This window comes from Streptomyces aurantiaciflavus (assembly GCF_049808595.1).
In the GTDB taxonomy this organism is placed as follows: domain Bacteria; phylum Actinomycetota; class Actinomycetes; order Streptomycetales; family Streptomycetaceae; genus Streptomyces.
The window spans coordinates 81,916-95,001 of record NZ_JBNCAQ010000037.1; the positions used below are offsets into that span (position 1 = coordinate 81,916).

A 13,086-nucleotide genomic window follows, 5' to 3' on the forward strand; every position below is an offset into this window, starting at 1 on the left:
ACCGATGGCCGGTTCATACGGTGACCGCGCGGTGGTGCTCGGCGGCAGCATGGCGGGGCTCCTGGCCGCGCGGGTGCTCGCCGACACCTACGGCGAGGTCCTGGTCGTCGAGCGCGACGACATCGGGCGGACCACCACCGCACGCAAGGGTGTGCCGCAGGGCCGCCACGTCCACGGGCTGCTCGCCCGCGGACAGCAGATCCTCGACGAGCTCTTCCCGGGCTTCACCGACGACGCCGTCGCCGCGGGCGTCCCGACCGGCGACCTGGGCGAACTGCGCTGGTTCTTCAACGGCCGGCGGCTCAGCCCGGGCACCACCGGCCTGGTCTGTGTCTCGGCCACCCGGCCGCTGCTGGAGAGCCGGGTGCGCTCGCGGGTGGCCCGGCTGGCGAACGTCACGTTCCTGGAGCGCCACGACATCGTCGGCCTGGTCGCCGACGAGGACGGCGCGAACGTGACCGGGGTGCGGGTGCAGGACCGCGGCGAGGGCACGCCGCAGCGCACGATCGCGGCGGACCTCGTCGTCGACGCCACCGGCCGCGCCTCCCGCACCCCCGTGTGGCTCGAGGAGCTGGGCTACGAGCGCCCCGAGGAGGAGCGCATCCGGATCGACCTGAGCTACACGACCCGTCTCTTCCGGCTGCGCGACCCGTCCGTCCTGGGCGGCGACCTGTCGATCAACCCGGTCACCTCGCCGAGCCACCGGCGCGGGGCGTTCCTGTCCCGGATCGAGGACGGACTGGTCGTGGTCTCCCTCACCGGAGTGCTGGGCGACAGCGCGCCCGCCGACCTCGACGGCTTCCTGGAGTGGACGCGGACCCTGCCGGTGACGGACGTCCACGACGTGATCCACGACGCCGAACCGGTCGGCGACGGCACGGTCTTCCGCTATCCGGCCAGCGTGCGGCGCCGGTTCGAGAAGCTGTCCCGTTTCCCGGGCCGCTACCTCGTGCTCGGCGACGCCGCCTGCAGCTTCAACCCGGTCTACGGTCAGGGCATGACGGTCTCCGCGCTGGAGGCCCTGGTCCTGCGCGACCACCTGGCCCGGGGCGCGGTGGACCCGCTCGCCTTCCTGCGGGACATCGCCCAGGTCATCGAGGTGCCGTGGCAGTTCTCCGCCGGCGCGGACCTGGGCTACCCGGAGGTGGAGGGCGTACGGACCGCCGAGTGGGAGCAGTCCGGGATGTACATGGCCAAGCTGCACGCGGCCGCCGTGGTGGACGGGGAGGTGACGGCCACGTTCATGCGGGTGGCCGGGCTCGTCGATTCGCCCGCGGCGCTGATGAGTCCCGAGATGCAAGAGCGCGTCGAGCAGGGCTTCCTGCGCTCGCAGCCGCTGGCCGCCTGAGCCGGCGTCACACGAGGAGACCGCCGCACGGCACGTGCCGTGCGGCGGTCTCGTCGTGCCGGGCCGCGCGCCCCCGGGGCTGTCCTCTGGATCTCGATGCCGTGCTGGGCGGCTCTCCGCGGCGCAGAGGACGGGGGCCGCCCCGCACAGGGCGGGACGGCCCCCGAACGGCCGCCACGGATCAGCCGGCGGTGGCCAGCGCCGGCACGGTCAGACGGACCGGGAGGCTGCGGTGGCCGTTCATGATGAACGTCGGCAGCGGCTGCAGTTCCTCCCGGGGCACGGCCAGCGACAGGTCCGGGAAGCGCTCGAACAGACGGGACAGCCCCGTGCGGGCCACCAGGCGGGCCACGCCCACACCGAGGCAGTAGTGGGGGCCGAAACCGAAGGACAGGTGCTCCTTGTCGGCGCGGGCGACGTCGAAGGTGTCGGGGCTGTCCGGGTGCAGCCGCGGATCGCGGCCCACCGCGCTGTAGTTGACCAGGATCGGGTCGCCCCGGGGGATGGTGACCCCGTCGAGCTCGATGTCCTCGGCCGCGTAACGCAGCGGCAGGTGGGCCAGGGGCGACTCCACGCGCAGCGTCTCGTCGATCACGTCGTCCCAGGTGGCCTGTCCGGAACGGACGAGCTCCAGCTGCGCCGGGTCGGACAGCAGCGCGGTGATGGCGTTGTCGAAGAAGTTGATGGTGGTCTCGGAGCCGGCGCCGAGGATCGCGAAGATCGTGTCGGTCAGCTCCTCCTCGGACAGCCGCGAGCCGTCCTCGTCGCGGGCGGCCACCAGGTCGCTGGTGATGTCCTCGCCGGGCTCGCGGCGCTTGTCGGCGATCAGGTCCGCCATCGCGCCGCGCCAGCCGGCGAGCACGGCCTGGGCCTGCTCGGGGGTGATGGTGGTGTCCACCATGGCGTCGATGACCTTGGCGGTCTTGGCGCGGGCCTCTTCGGGCATGCCGATCAGGTCGGCGACCAGACGCGCGGGCAGCGGGTAGGCGAACCGCTCGCGCAGGTCCACCACCTCGCCCGGCCCGGCCTGGGCCAGGGCGTCCAGCAGCTGGTCGGTGAGTTCCTCCACGCGCGGGCGGAAGGCCTCCGTGCGCCGGGGGCTGAACGCCTTGCCGGTCAGCTTGCGCAGCCGGACGTGGTCCTTGCCGTACGCGGTGACCATGTTGTCCATGGCGACCCAGCTGATCAGCTCCCAGTCGGGCGGTATCTCGCCGTTGCGGAAGGCGGGCCAGTGGTTGCGGGCGCTCTTGGTCACCCGGGGGTCGCCGAGCACCTTCTTGATGACGTCGTGGCCGTTGAGCGACCAGGCGAGGACTCCGCCGGGCAGTTCCACCCGGGTCGCGGGGCCCTTGGCCCGCAGGACGGCGGCCTCGCCGTGGAGGTCCCGCCCTGTCGTGTCGAGGGCGAAGGGGCAGCCTTTCTCCATGGAACGGTTCCTGTCTGAGGTGAGGTCGGGTGGGGTCGGGGCGGGGGCGGTCACTGCCCGGTTCCGAAGTGGGCGCGGGCCAGTTCCCGGTTGGCGTGCGTGGCGAGGAAGATGCCGTTGCCCGCGTGGCTGTGCAGCATCGACAGATCGCGCCAGACCCGTTCGATGCGCTCCCCCGCACGCACGGAGCTGGAGCCCGCCGTCGGGAACAGCTGGCCCTCGACGGCCCGCCAGCACAGGCGGACCACTTCACGGCTGATGGTGGCCAGCCGCAGTTCCTCCTCGCGGGTGAAGGCCGCGGCCTCCTCGCGGCAGAGCTGCTCCCACTGGCGCACGGCCTCGGTCATCGCCGCCTCGGCGGTGGCGATCATGCCGGTGGCCTCTCCGAAGCGGAACTGGAAGTCGGGGTCCTCGGTGCGCGGGACGATGGGGAAGAACGTGGTGGTGCGGGTGGCCATCAGCTCCTCGTACGCGTCCAGGGCGCCCCTGGCCATGCCGACGGCCAGCGCGCCGAGTTCGAGCAGCATGAAGCTGAGCGGTCCGCCGCCGTACTCGGGCCCGTGCAGGGTGCGCCCCGGCAGCCGGTCGGTGACGGGGATCTGGCTGAGGTGGCCGACAAGGGTGCGGTGGGCGGGGATGCGGGCGCCCCGGATGCGGATGCTGTGCGAGCCGCTGCCCCGGAGGCCGAGCTGATCCCCCCAGTCGTCCAGGCGTTCGAACTGCGCGCGTTCGGCGACGAACAGCATCGGTGCGGGCGGCTGGTCGGGGTCGTCGAAGACCAGGGTGTGGCCGATGAAGTGGGTGGCGTAGGGGGCGCCCGAGCAGTAGTTCCAGGTGCCGTCCAGCAGCCATGCGCCGTCCTCGGTGCGCCGCGCGTTGCCGGCGGGAGCGACCGTGGCCGGGCAGACGAAGTCGCCGCCGGCGAACAGCTCCGCCTGGGTGCGCTCGTCGAACAGGGTGGCGGCGACCAGGGCGTGGGCGGCGCCGAACAGGTACATCCAGCCGGTCGACGGGCAGCCGCGCGCCAGGGCCGTGGCGACCCGCATGAACGTCTGGGGGCCGAACTCGTAGCCGCCGTACCGGCGCGGGACCAGGATGCGGTAGAACCCGGCGCGGCGGAACGCCTCGTGGGTGTCCTCGGCGTAGTGGCCGCGCTGCTCCGTCTCGGCCTGCCGGCCGGTCAGGGTCGCCGCCAGCTCCTGCGCGCGGGCGACGATCTCGTCCGGGGTGAGGTCCGGCTCCGGCACCGCCGCGCAGGGCGCGGGCGTCTCGGGCAGGGTGGAAGTCATCGTGGATCGGTCCTCTTGCGTCGAAGGGGTCGCCTGGTGGGCGCCGAGGTCACACGTGCGCGAGCGGCGTCTGCGGGGCGCTGCTCAGGGCTGTGAGCAGGCGGCGGAACTCGGCCACCAGGGCGAGGGCCGTGCTCTCGTCGAAGCGGTTGTGGTCGAACTTCAGGCTGCCCGCGAGCTCACCGCCGGGAAGAACGTCCATGGCCCACAGGCCGCCGTCCGGGATGGCCGAGCTGACCTGCTGCGACAGGGTGCGGCGGCGGATCTCGTGGAACCGGGGCTCGGCGCCGTCCTCGCCGTCGAGCGGGAACGGCGACTGCAGCACCTCGAAGGCGACGACGGCCAGGAAACCGTCGGCGAACGGTGCGAGCAGCGCCGGGCTGTCCTCGGCGATCCGGGCGAAGGGGATCTCGTGGCGGTAGGCGCCCACGCACGCGGCGCGTGCCTGTTCCAGCACGTCACGAAGGGTGGTGCAGCCGCTGGTGTCGACGCGGATGGGCACGAAGTTGAAGAACGGGCCGACGGAGTCCGTGAAGCGCTCCTCGTAGCGGCCCGAGGAGAAGGTCGGGAAGACGACGTCGGTGGTGCCGGTACGCCGCCGCAGCAGCACGCTGTAGGCGGCGGCCAGCACCATGAAGGGGGTGCAGCGTTCGGCCCTGGCGAACTCCACCACGGCCCGGGACAGTTCGGCGTCGAAGACGAAGCGGTGCACGCCGTACGCGCTCGGCCGGTCCTCCTGGCGCGGCCGGTCGGAGGTGATGCCGGTGATCTCGGCCCCGGCGAGACGCTCGCGCCAGTAGGCGCGGGCCTGGTCGGTGCGGCTGGTGTCCGCGCTCTCCTGCTGGAAGCGGGCGAACTCCTGGTACTGACGCACCTCGCCGAGGTCGGCCGTGCCGCCCGCCGCGCGGGCCCGGTAGGCGGCCACCAGGTCGCGCATCAGGACCTGCAGGGACCAGGCGTCGGTGGACGTGTGGTGGGTGGCGAGGACGAGGACGGCGTCGGTGGCGTCGAAGCGGCCCAGGAAGGCCCGCAGGTGGGGCAGTTCGCGTACCGGGAACGGGGCGGCGTCGATGTCGTTGAGGAACTCCTCGGCGCGCACCTCGCGGGAGCCTTCGGTCTCGGGCAGGTCGGTGATCTCCAGGGCGACCGGCGAGGGCGGGTGCACGATCTGGTGGCCGCCCTCGTCGTCGCCGACCACGGCGGTGCGCAGCACCTCGTGGCGTGCGGCCACGTCGTCGAGGGCGCGCTGGAGGGCAACGGTGTCGACGGCGCCCGTGACGCGCCAGCCGCACACGAGGGTGTGCCGGTGACCGAAGGCGCCGTCGGTCTCCCCCTTGTCGAAGGCGCGCAGGAACTGCTGGTTGTACGACAGCGGGATCCGCTGGGCGCGTCCGTCCGTGTCCGGCGCTGCGGCAGTGATGCTCAAGGTGACCATTCCTTTTCCCGGTCGGGGCGACCGCGTTGTGGCCGGGTGGGTCTAGAGGGGGGCGGGCGTCAGATCCCGCAGCCGGATTTCGAGTTCGGCGACGGTCGGGTGGCTGAGGATGTCCGCGACGGACACCTCGACGCCGAGTTCCGCCTCGAGGCGGCTGGCGAGCCGTACCGCCTGCAGGGACTCGCCGCCCAGTTCGAAGAAGCTGTCGTGGGCGCCGACCGCGTCGAGGCCGAGGGCGCGTGCGAACAGGCCGCACAGCAGCTGCCGGGCGGGCGTGAGTTCCTCGCTCGGCAGGGTGGGAACAGGCCGCTCGGGCGCGGGCAGCGCGGCTCGGTCCAGCTTGCCGTTGGGGGTCAGGGGCAGGGCGTCGAGCGTGACGAAGGCGGCGGGCACCATGTAGCCGGGCAGCAGGGCGGCGACCGCGCGGCGCAGGTCGTCCAGGCAGACACCGGCGGCGCCGGGCACGATGTAGGCGACGAGCCGCTTGCCTTCGGCGGCGCCGTCGTCCCGGACGACGACGGCGGCATGCGCCACGCCGTCCTGACGGGCCAGTACGTGCTCCACCTCGCCGGGCTCCACCAGGAAGCCGCGGATCTTGACCTGGTCGCCGAGGCGTCCGGCGAACTCCAGCAGCCCGTCGGGGGTGCGCCGCATCAGGTCCCCGGTGCGGTACATGCGCGCGCCGGGCGGGCCGTAGGGATCGGCGACGAAGCGTTCGGCGGTCAGGGCGGCGTTGTCGTGGTAGCCGCGGGCCAGCCGGTCGCCCGCGACGTACAGCTCGCCGGTCTCCCCCTCGGCGACGGGCGCGAGGTCGGGTCCCAGCAGCCGGACCTCGACACCGTCCATGGGCCGTCCCACCGGGACCCGGCCGGTCGGCGGGCAGGAAGCGGTCATCGTGGCGTGCGCGGCGAAGGCGGTGAGCTCGGTGGCGCCGTACATGGCGCGCACGGTGGTGTCCGGGCAGGCCTCCAGAACGCGTCGCACGGCCGTCGGGGCGATGACGTCGCCGCCGGTGAGGACCTCCTCGACCGGGGCGAACATCTCGGGGGCCGCCTGGGCGAAGACGCGGAAGAGGCCGGCCGTCACGTGCAGGGCGGTGATGCCCTCCTGCGCGATCAGCCGGCGGACGGTGGCGACGCCGGGCTCACCCGGCGGGGCCAGGACGACGCGACCGCCGTTGAGCAGCGGCATCCATATCTCGTAGGCGCAGACTCCGAAGGCGTAGGGGGCCAGCGACAGGACCCGCTGATGGGACGCCCGCCAGGAGGAGTCGGCGGTGAAGGCGAGGACGCCGCGGTGGGTGACCTCCACGCCCTTGGGCTCGCCGGTGGAGCCCGAGGTGTGGATGACGTACGCGACCGCGTCGGGGCCGCACGCCACAGCCGGGTCGGTGGCGGGCGAGGCGGCCACCGCGGCGTCGGAGGCCGGCTCGACGACGGCCTCGGTCCGCGGCAGTCCGCGCTCGCGCAGCACGGCGTCGGTCAGCAGGACGCAGGCGCCGGCCCGGTCGGTGATCTGCTGCATGCGTGCCTGCGGGTAGGCGCTGTGCAGGGGCAGGCAGGCGGCACCGGCCTTCACCGTGGCCAGCAGGGCGACGATGAGGTCGGGCGAGCGTTCCATCAGGACGGCGACCGGGTCGCCGGGGCGCACGCCGAGGGAGAGCAGCCGGTGCGCGAGCCGGTTGGCCCGCTCGTCCAGTTGCCGGTACGTCAGGGCGGTGCCCTCCCGGGGCGCCGACACGGCCACCGCGTCCGGCGTCGAACCCACCTGCGCGGCGAAGCGCTGCTGAATCGATGTGACCAAGGCGTTGTCCAATCCGATCGGCCCTCCCCGGCGGCGGACCTCACCCGTGCCCCCGGTTCTGCCCGGAACGGTCACACAGCGGCGCGGGGCGCGGCATCTCCTGGATTGCCGCGCCCCGCGCCCGCGCGTACCCCGCGCGTACTTGGTCAGGTCGGCCGCTCAGCCGATGTCGAGCCCGGCGGTGAACCAGGCCTCGGCCCCGCGGATGCGTGCCTCGCACTCGGCGCGGTCCGCGCCGCTGATCACGAAGGCGGCGAGGAAGTCCCCGGAGTGCGAGGCCTCCGGCACCCGCTGCCCCACCTCGGCGTATGTCGTGTACTTCAGTACGCCCGGCGGCAGCGTCGCCGGGTCGGGCAGGGCGCGCAGGACGCCCGGCCGTTTGGTGAACAGCAGCTGCCCCGCGATGCGTCCGGGCGCTCCCCGTCCCTCGAAGGCGGCGGGCAGGCCGAACTGGCGGCGCACCGGGTACTCCATCGGGTCGAAGCCGAACAGGGCCTGCTGGACGTCGCGCACGCCCGCCCCGCCCGCCCGCGACGCCGCCTCGCACAGGACGAGTTCGTCGTCGGTGGTGTGGAACACCTCGATGTGGAAGGCGAAGTGCTCGGGTCCGCCGAAGGCGGCCAGGATCCTCTCGCCGAACTCGGCGAGCCTGCGGGTGAGCGGGTCGGCGGCGTCGAGGGCGATGTCGACCCGGCCGGCGCGGTCGCGGAAGTTCGCCAGCGCGTACTGGTACTGCGAGGGCCACAGGGTGGCGATCCGCCCGTCCAGGACGGTGCCGTCGATGTGGCACATGGAGCCTTCGACGAAGGCCTCCGCCAGCCACTCGCCCCGGCCGTCGGGGCCGGTCAGGTGGCCGGTTCCCAGCCATGCGGCCAGCTCTTCGCGGGTGCGCAGGACGGCCAGGCCGATGGAGCCGGCGCCGCTGCGGGGTTTCACCACGACCGGCAGTCCGTGGTGGTCGGCGAAGTCCTCCAGGTCGGCGGCCGTGTGCAGCAGGGCGTGGTCGGCGACCTTGATGCCGGCCCGCAGGGCGGCCTGCTTCATCTCCCACTTGTCGCGGTAGACCAGCGCGGTGTCCGGGCGCTGCCCGGGCAGGCCGTAGCGCTCGCGCAGTTCGGCCGCGCGCAGGATGTCGACCTCGTGGCAGGCCACGATGTCGGTGACGCCGTGCTCCTCGAGGAGTTCGGCGGCGCGTTCGGCGACGCGGGGGTTGTGGTCGTAGTCGGGCAGCGCCTCGGCGTGCAGGTAGGGCGCGGTGGTGGGAAGTTCCTCGCCGTACAGGGCGAGCTGCTCGGCGGAGCACAGCAGGACGAGCTTCTCCCCGCGGTCGGCGAGCCAGCGCTCGTAGGGGGTGGCCCGCAGGGAGCCGCGGTGCAGCACGAGCGTCGTCATGAGGGGATCCCTTCGGTGAAGATGCTGACGTATCGCTCCCCGGTGTCGGGCAGGATCGTGACGATGGACCTGTCCGCGTACGACGGCTGCCGGGCCAGGAGGGTCGCCGCGTGCACGGCGGCGCCGGAGGAGACTCCCGCGAACAGGCCCTGCTCGCGCACCAGGGCGAGGGCGGTCTCCAGGGCGGCCTCGTCCGGGCAGGTGATGACCTGGTCGATGAGGTCGACGTCGGTGGTGGGCGACACGAAGCCGCCGTTGAGGCCGGGGATGCGGTGGGTGCCGGCGTAACCGCGGGACAGGACCGGGGAGTTCTCGGGCTCGACGGCGACGATCTCCAGGGCGGGGTTGCGTTCGCGCAGGTAGCGTCCGGCACCGGTGAGGGTGCCGCCGGTGCCGACGCCCGCGACGAGCACGTCGACGCGGCCGCCGGTGTCGGCCCAGATCTCCGGGCCGGTGCTCTCGTAGTGGGCGCGGACGTTGTCGGGGTTCTCGTGCTGGCGCACGTACCAGGACCCGGGGATCGCGGCCTGGATCTCCTCCGCCTTGGCGATGGCTCCCGCGAACCCCTCCGCGCTGGGCGTCCGGACGACTTCGGCACCCAGCGCGGTCAGCAGTCCGATCCGCTCGGGGGTGGCGCTGTCGGGCAGGACGACGATGCAGCGGTAGCCGCGCCTGGCGGCCATGGCCGCCAGGGCGATACCGGTGTTGCCCGAGGTGGACTCCACCACGGTGGCGCCGGGAACGAGGTCGCCGCGCTGCTCCGCGCCGCGCAGCATCGCCAGGGCGGCCCGGTCCTTGCTGCTGGCGAAGGGGTTGGCGGATTCCAGTTTGGCGAGCACCTCGGCGCCGGGCGCGGCGTGTGCGACGGCGAGGCGGACCAGGGGGGTGTGGCCGATGAGCTCTTCGAGCCCGGCGGCGACCTTGCGTTCGGCGCGGACGACAGTGGTCACGGCAGTCTCCAGGAGGCGAGCGGGGCCGGGCGGCGGCCGGGTGGGCGTGGGTGCGCCCCGGTACCGCTCACCACGAGCCGGCCGAGGCGAGCAGACGGACGGCGTCGAGGGCGGGCGGTGCGGGGTCGGCCGGGTGCGCCGTGGACGCGTGCGGGCCGGCCGGGGCAGGTGCGGGGCGGGCGATGGAGCGGGCGGCGTAGACGCGAGTGCCGGGCAAAAGGTCGTCCGTGACCGTGGCCATGGCCCCGATCAGGCAGTCCTCGCCGACCGTGACGGGCCCGAGCACGGTGGCGTTGGCTCCGAGGACGACCCGGTCGCCGATCACCGGATGGCGGCGGGCGCCCGGCGGCCGGGCGTTGTCGGCCCACCAGCCCACGGCTCCCAGGGTGACCTGCTGGTAGATCGTCACGTCGTCGCCGACCACGGCCGTCTGCCCGATCACCACGGCCGCGCCGTGGTCGATGAAGACCCTGCGGCCCAGCGACGCGCCGGGGTGGATCTCGACTCCGGTACGGCGGCGCGCGATGCGGGCGAGGGTCCGCGCGGCCCAGCGCGCGCGTCCCCGGTAGAGCCGGTGCGCGATGCGGTGGGCCCACAGGGCGGACAGTCCGGTGTGGCCCAGGGCCTCCCAGCGGCTGCCGAGGGACGGGTCCCGTTCGACGACGACGCCGAGGTCCTCGCGCAGGGTGGGCAGCAGTCCTCGTCGTTCGGACATGTGGTCAACTCCTCCTGTTCGGCTGCGGTGCGCAGGCGGCTCAGGCGACCCGGCGCTCTTCCCGGGCGGCTGGTTCGACGTCGATGCGGATCTCCTCGCGGACCAGGCGCTCGCACAGCCGGACGGCGCTGTCGGTGTCGGCGGCCGTCACCGCGACGCTGCCGAGCCGGTCCCAGTTGTCGCGCAGCGGACGGACGGTGTCGCCCGGCCGGACCGAGACCTGGGCGAGCAGGACCTCGGGCCGGGCGGCGACCTCCTCGACGCCGTGGACGGCGGTGACGGTGCCGGGGCTGCGCAGCACGAAGCGGGTGACGGCGGCGGCCTCCGGCTCGGGCGGAGCGGCCAGCGGTTCGGTCAGGCCCAGCGGCCAGGCCGCCCCGTAGGCCATCAGGTCGATGCCGTACGCGGCGTGGACGAGTTCGGTGATGTGGCCGCCGCCGCACCGGTTGTGCGACTCGATGATCACCGGGCCGCGTGCGGAGAGCCGGATCTCGGTGTGGCTCGGTCCGTCGGTGACGTCCATGGCGGTGAGGAACTCCTCGACCGCGGTGGTCAGGCGCGTTTGGTCGGTCTCGGACAGGCGGGCGGGCACGGCGTGGCCGAGCTCGGCGAAGTGGGCGTCGTCGGTGAGTTTCTCGGTGACGGCGACGACGACGTGGCGGCCGGCGAAGCTGAGGGACTCGACGCTGAACTCGGGGCCGTCGATGTAGGCCTCCATCAGGAAGCCGTCGACGGTGAACATGGTGGAGCCGCGGTCGGTGCGCCCGCCCTGCAACTGCCGGATCCGCGCCCAGGCGGCATCGATGTCGTGCGGGCCCGTCACCCGCAGCAGGCCGAATCCGGCCGTCGTGGAGACGGGCTTGACGATGAAGGGGTAGCCGGCCTTCGCGCCGAAGTCCTCCAGGGAGCCGCGGCCGTCGACGAGGCCGTGCTCGGGCACGGGCAGGCCGCGCTCCGCGAGGTGACGGCGCATCAGGTACTTGTCGCGCATCCGGCGGCTGACCTCGTGGCGCCTGCCGTCGCTCAGCCCGAACAGGTCGGACAGACGCCCGGCGGGGACGAGGCCGGGTTCGGTCAGGGAGACCACCGCGTCGACGCCGTAGACCGCGCGGGCGGCCTCGGCGAAGGGCCGTACGGTCTCCCAGTCGGTGTAGTCCACCATCAGCAGCGCGTGGGCGGTGCGGGTCTGGTAGGGCGTGATCTTGTCGGGGTGCTGGATCAGGACGACTCTCGCGCCGAGCGCGTCGAAGCGCTCCAGGTGGGCGTCGACGCCGCCGACGAGCAGCACGGTCGGGGCAGGGCTCAACGCAGGATTCCCTTCGGGGCGGTGGCTTCGCGCACCTCGGTGACCAGCAGGGAGCGCACGCGTGCGATGCGCTCGTCGGCCTCGGCGGGCGACTGGGCGTCGACGACGACGTAGCCGTGGCGGGTGGCGGAGTCGGTGGTGGGTGGCAGTTCGTCCCCGGGGACGAAGGGGAAGTGCAGCGTGTGGACGTAGGGCAGCGACCGGATGGCGTCCAGGCCGCGGACCGACTCCAGGCGGCCGGGCGGCAGCAGGAAGAAGCCGACGGACGCGGTGTGCAGGGCCGTGGGGGGCTCGATGTCGGCTCCCGCGAGGGCGTGGAAGATCTCCGCTTCGATGTCGTAACCGGTGGCGGTCTCGATGAGCTGGGGGATGCGGTCCCCGCCCAGCCGGGTCTGGGACTCCACGATGCGCGGGCCGCGTTCGGTGAGGATCACCTCGGTGTGCGCGGGCCCGAAGACGAGGCCGGCGGCGTCGAGCAGCCGGATCACCAGGGTGCGGATCGCGGCGCTGTCGGCGGGGGCGACGGCGGCCGGGTGGACGTGGGAGGTCTCGACGAACAGCGGGGCGCCGGTGGTGCGCTTGGCGGTGATGCCGATGACGTGGTGCGTCCCGTTCGCCGAGAGGGTCTCGACGCTGAACTCCGGCCCCTGCAGGTACTCCTCGACCAGATACGGGCCGACGTGTCCGGCCGCTGCGACGCGCCCCGTCCATTCGTCGAGGTCGGCGGCGTCCCGGATCAGGGCGATGCCGCGGCTTCCGGACAGGCGGGTGGGTTTGACGACGACGGGCAGCGGCAGACGCCCGACGGCGGCCGCGACCGCCTCGACGGTGGGCGCGAGTTCGCTGCGCACGGGGGAGATCCCGTGCTCGCCCAGCAGGGCGCGCAGGGCCGCCTTGTCGTTGAGGCGGTGCACGGCCGTAGCCGGATTGGGCGACAGTCCGAGCGCCTCCGCCTCGGCGACGGCCGGGCCCATGCTGCTTTCCGCTCCCAGGTGCACAACGGTGCCGATGTCGTGGGCCCGGACGGTGGAGGCGATCAGGGCGCGCAGCGCCGGTTCGTCGGAGAAGTCGGCCGGCAGCAGCTCCCGGGCGTGCTCGGCGACCGAGTCGAGGTAGGCCTGCTCCCGCAGGGACGGGTCCCAGATCGCCCACACCTCGAAGCCCGCCTGGACGGCCTTGCGGACGAACTGGCTGTAGGGCATCACCATCAGCAACCGCTTGTTCGGCACGCCGTGTGTCATGCGGGGCTCCGTTTCTCGTAGGGCGTCTCGCGACGGCCTCTCCATCGTTTTCCGGGCCCGCACAAGGGTCATCTTCACAATTGCGACGCCCCGGCCACCCGGCTGTGACCTGCGCGTTCATCCGACTTCGCCAGGTCGAACGGCGGTGGAGGGCCGCTCGGGCACAACGGCGGCGCCCGGC

Annotated in this window: 10 protein-coding genes; 1 reads left to right on the forward strand and 9 read right to left on the reverse strand. The window is 73.4% G+C overall.

Annotation, left to right across the window (positions count from 1 at the left end):
• Positions 1–4 precede the first annotated feature (4 nt).
• On the forward strand, positions 5–1,348 hold the full coding sequence (locus ACPT94_RS34120; RefSeq protein WP_360335341.1) for an FAD-dependent oxidoreductase: 1,344 nt from the start codon (positions 5–7) through the stop codon (positions 1,346–1,348).
• Between the two features lie 181 nt (positions 1,349–1,529).
• Here the strand turns inward: ACPT94_RS34120 and ACPT94_RS34125 are convergent, their stop codons facing one another.
• The 9 genes from ACPT94_RS34125 to ACPT94_RS34165 form a co-directional block, all read right to left on the reverse strand.
• Positions 1,530–2,774 (reverse strand): cytochrome P450 family protein, encoded by a 1,245-nt coding sequence (locus ACPT94_RS34125; RefSeq protein ID WP_425247618.1) that lies wholly within the window; start codon positions 2,772–2,774, stop codon positions 1,530–1,532.
• 50 nt (positions 2,775–2,824) lie between these two features.
• Positions 2,825–4,063, reverse strand: coding sequence for an acyl-CoA dehydrogenase family protein (locus tag ACPT94_RS34130; RefSeq protein ID WP_360335344.1), 1,239 nt, complete (start codon positions 4,061–4,063; stop codon positions 2,825–2,827).
• A 49-nt stretch (positions 4,064–4,112) separates the two neighbouring features.
• A complete protein-coding gene (locus tag ACPT94_RS34135) occupies positions 4,113–5,489 on the reverse strand; it encodes a condensation domain-containing protein (protein WP_425247619.1) in 1,377 nt (458 codons plus the stop codon).
• A gap of 51 nt (positions 5,490–5,540) precedes the next feature.
• Positions 5,541–7,301 carry a non-ribosomal peptide synthetase gene (locus ACPT94_RS34140; RefSeq protein WP_425247620.1) on the reverse strand — a complete coding sequence of 587 codons (1,761 nt, stop codon included), beginning with the start codon at positions 7,299–7,301 and terminating at the stop codon, positions 5,541–5,543.
• 159 nt (positions 7,302–7,460) lie between these two features.
• Positions 7,461–8,693 (reverse strand): ATP-binding protein, encoded by a 1,233-nt coding sequence (locus tag ACPT94_RS34145; protein ID WP_360335350.1) that lies wholly within the window; start codon positions 8,691–8,693, stop codon positions 7,461–7,463.
• On the reverse strand, positions 8,690–9,643 hold the full coding sequence (gene cysK, locus ACPT94_RS34150) for a cysteine synthase A (RefSeq protein ID WP_360335352.1): 954 nt from the start codon (positions 9,641–9,643) through the stop codon (positions 8,690–8,692). The genes ACPT94_RS34145 and cysK overlap by 4 nt, the downstream gene beginning before the upstream one ends.
• Positions 9,644–9,710: 67 nt before the next feature.
• Positions 9,711–10,358 (reverse strand): serine O-acetyltransferase EpsC, encoded by a 648-nt coding sequence (gene epsC, locus ACPT94_RS34155; RefSeq protein WP_360335354.1) that lies wholly within the window; start codon positions 10,356–10,358, stop codon positions 9,711–9,713.
• Between the two features lie 40 nt (positions 10,359–10,398).
• Positions 10,399–11,664 (reverse strand): ATP-grasp domain-containing protein, encoded by a 1,266-nt coding sequence (locus ACPT94_RS34160; RefSeq protein ID WP_425247621.1) that lies wholly within the window; start codon positions 11,662–11,664, stop codon positions 10,399–10,401.
• Complete coding sequence (locus ACPT94_RS34165; protein ID WP_425247622.1) at positions 11,661–12,905, reverse strand: ATP-grasp domain-containing protein; 1,245 nt, start codon at positions 12,903–12,905, stop codon at positions 11,661–11,663. Before ACPT94_RS34165 ends, ACPT94_RS34160 begins: the two co-directional genes overlap by 4 nt.
• Positions 12,906–13,086 lie beyond the last annotated feature (181 nt).

Bases quoted from the DNA above. Each gene is read 5' to 3' on its own strand.
- epsC (WP_360335354.1), bottom strand. From the start codon at position 10,358: ATGTCCGAACGACGAGGACTGCTGCCCACCCTGCGCGAGGACCTCGGC.
- ACPT94_RS34145 (WP_360335350.1), bottom strand. From the start codon at position 8,693: ATGACGACGCTCGTGCTGCACCGCGGCTCCCTGCGGGCCACCCCCTAC.
- ACPT94_RS34125 (WP_425247618.1), bottom strand. From the start codon at position 2,774: ATGGAGAAAGGCTGCCCCTTCGCCCTCGACACGACAGGGCGGGACCTC.
- ACPT94_RS34130 (WP_360335344.1), bottom strand. From the start codon at position 4,063: ATGACTTCCACCCTGCCCGAGACGCCCGCGCCCTGCGCGGCGGTGCCG.
- ACPT94_RS34120 (WP_360335341.1), top strand. From the start codon at position 5: ATGGCCGGTTCATACGGTGACCGCGCGGTGGTGCTCGGCGGCAGCATG.
- ACPT94_RS34165 (WP_425247622.1), bottom strand. From the start codon at position 12,905: ATGACACACGGCGTGCCGAACAAGCGGTTGCTGATGGTGATGCCCTAC.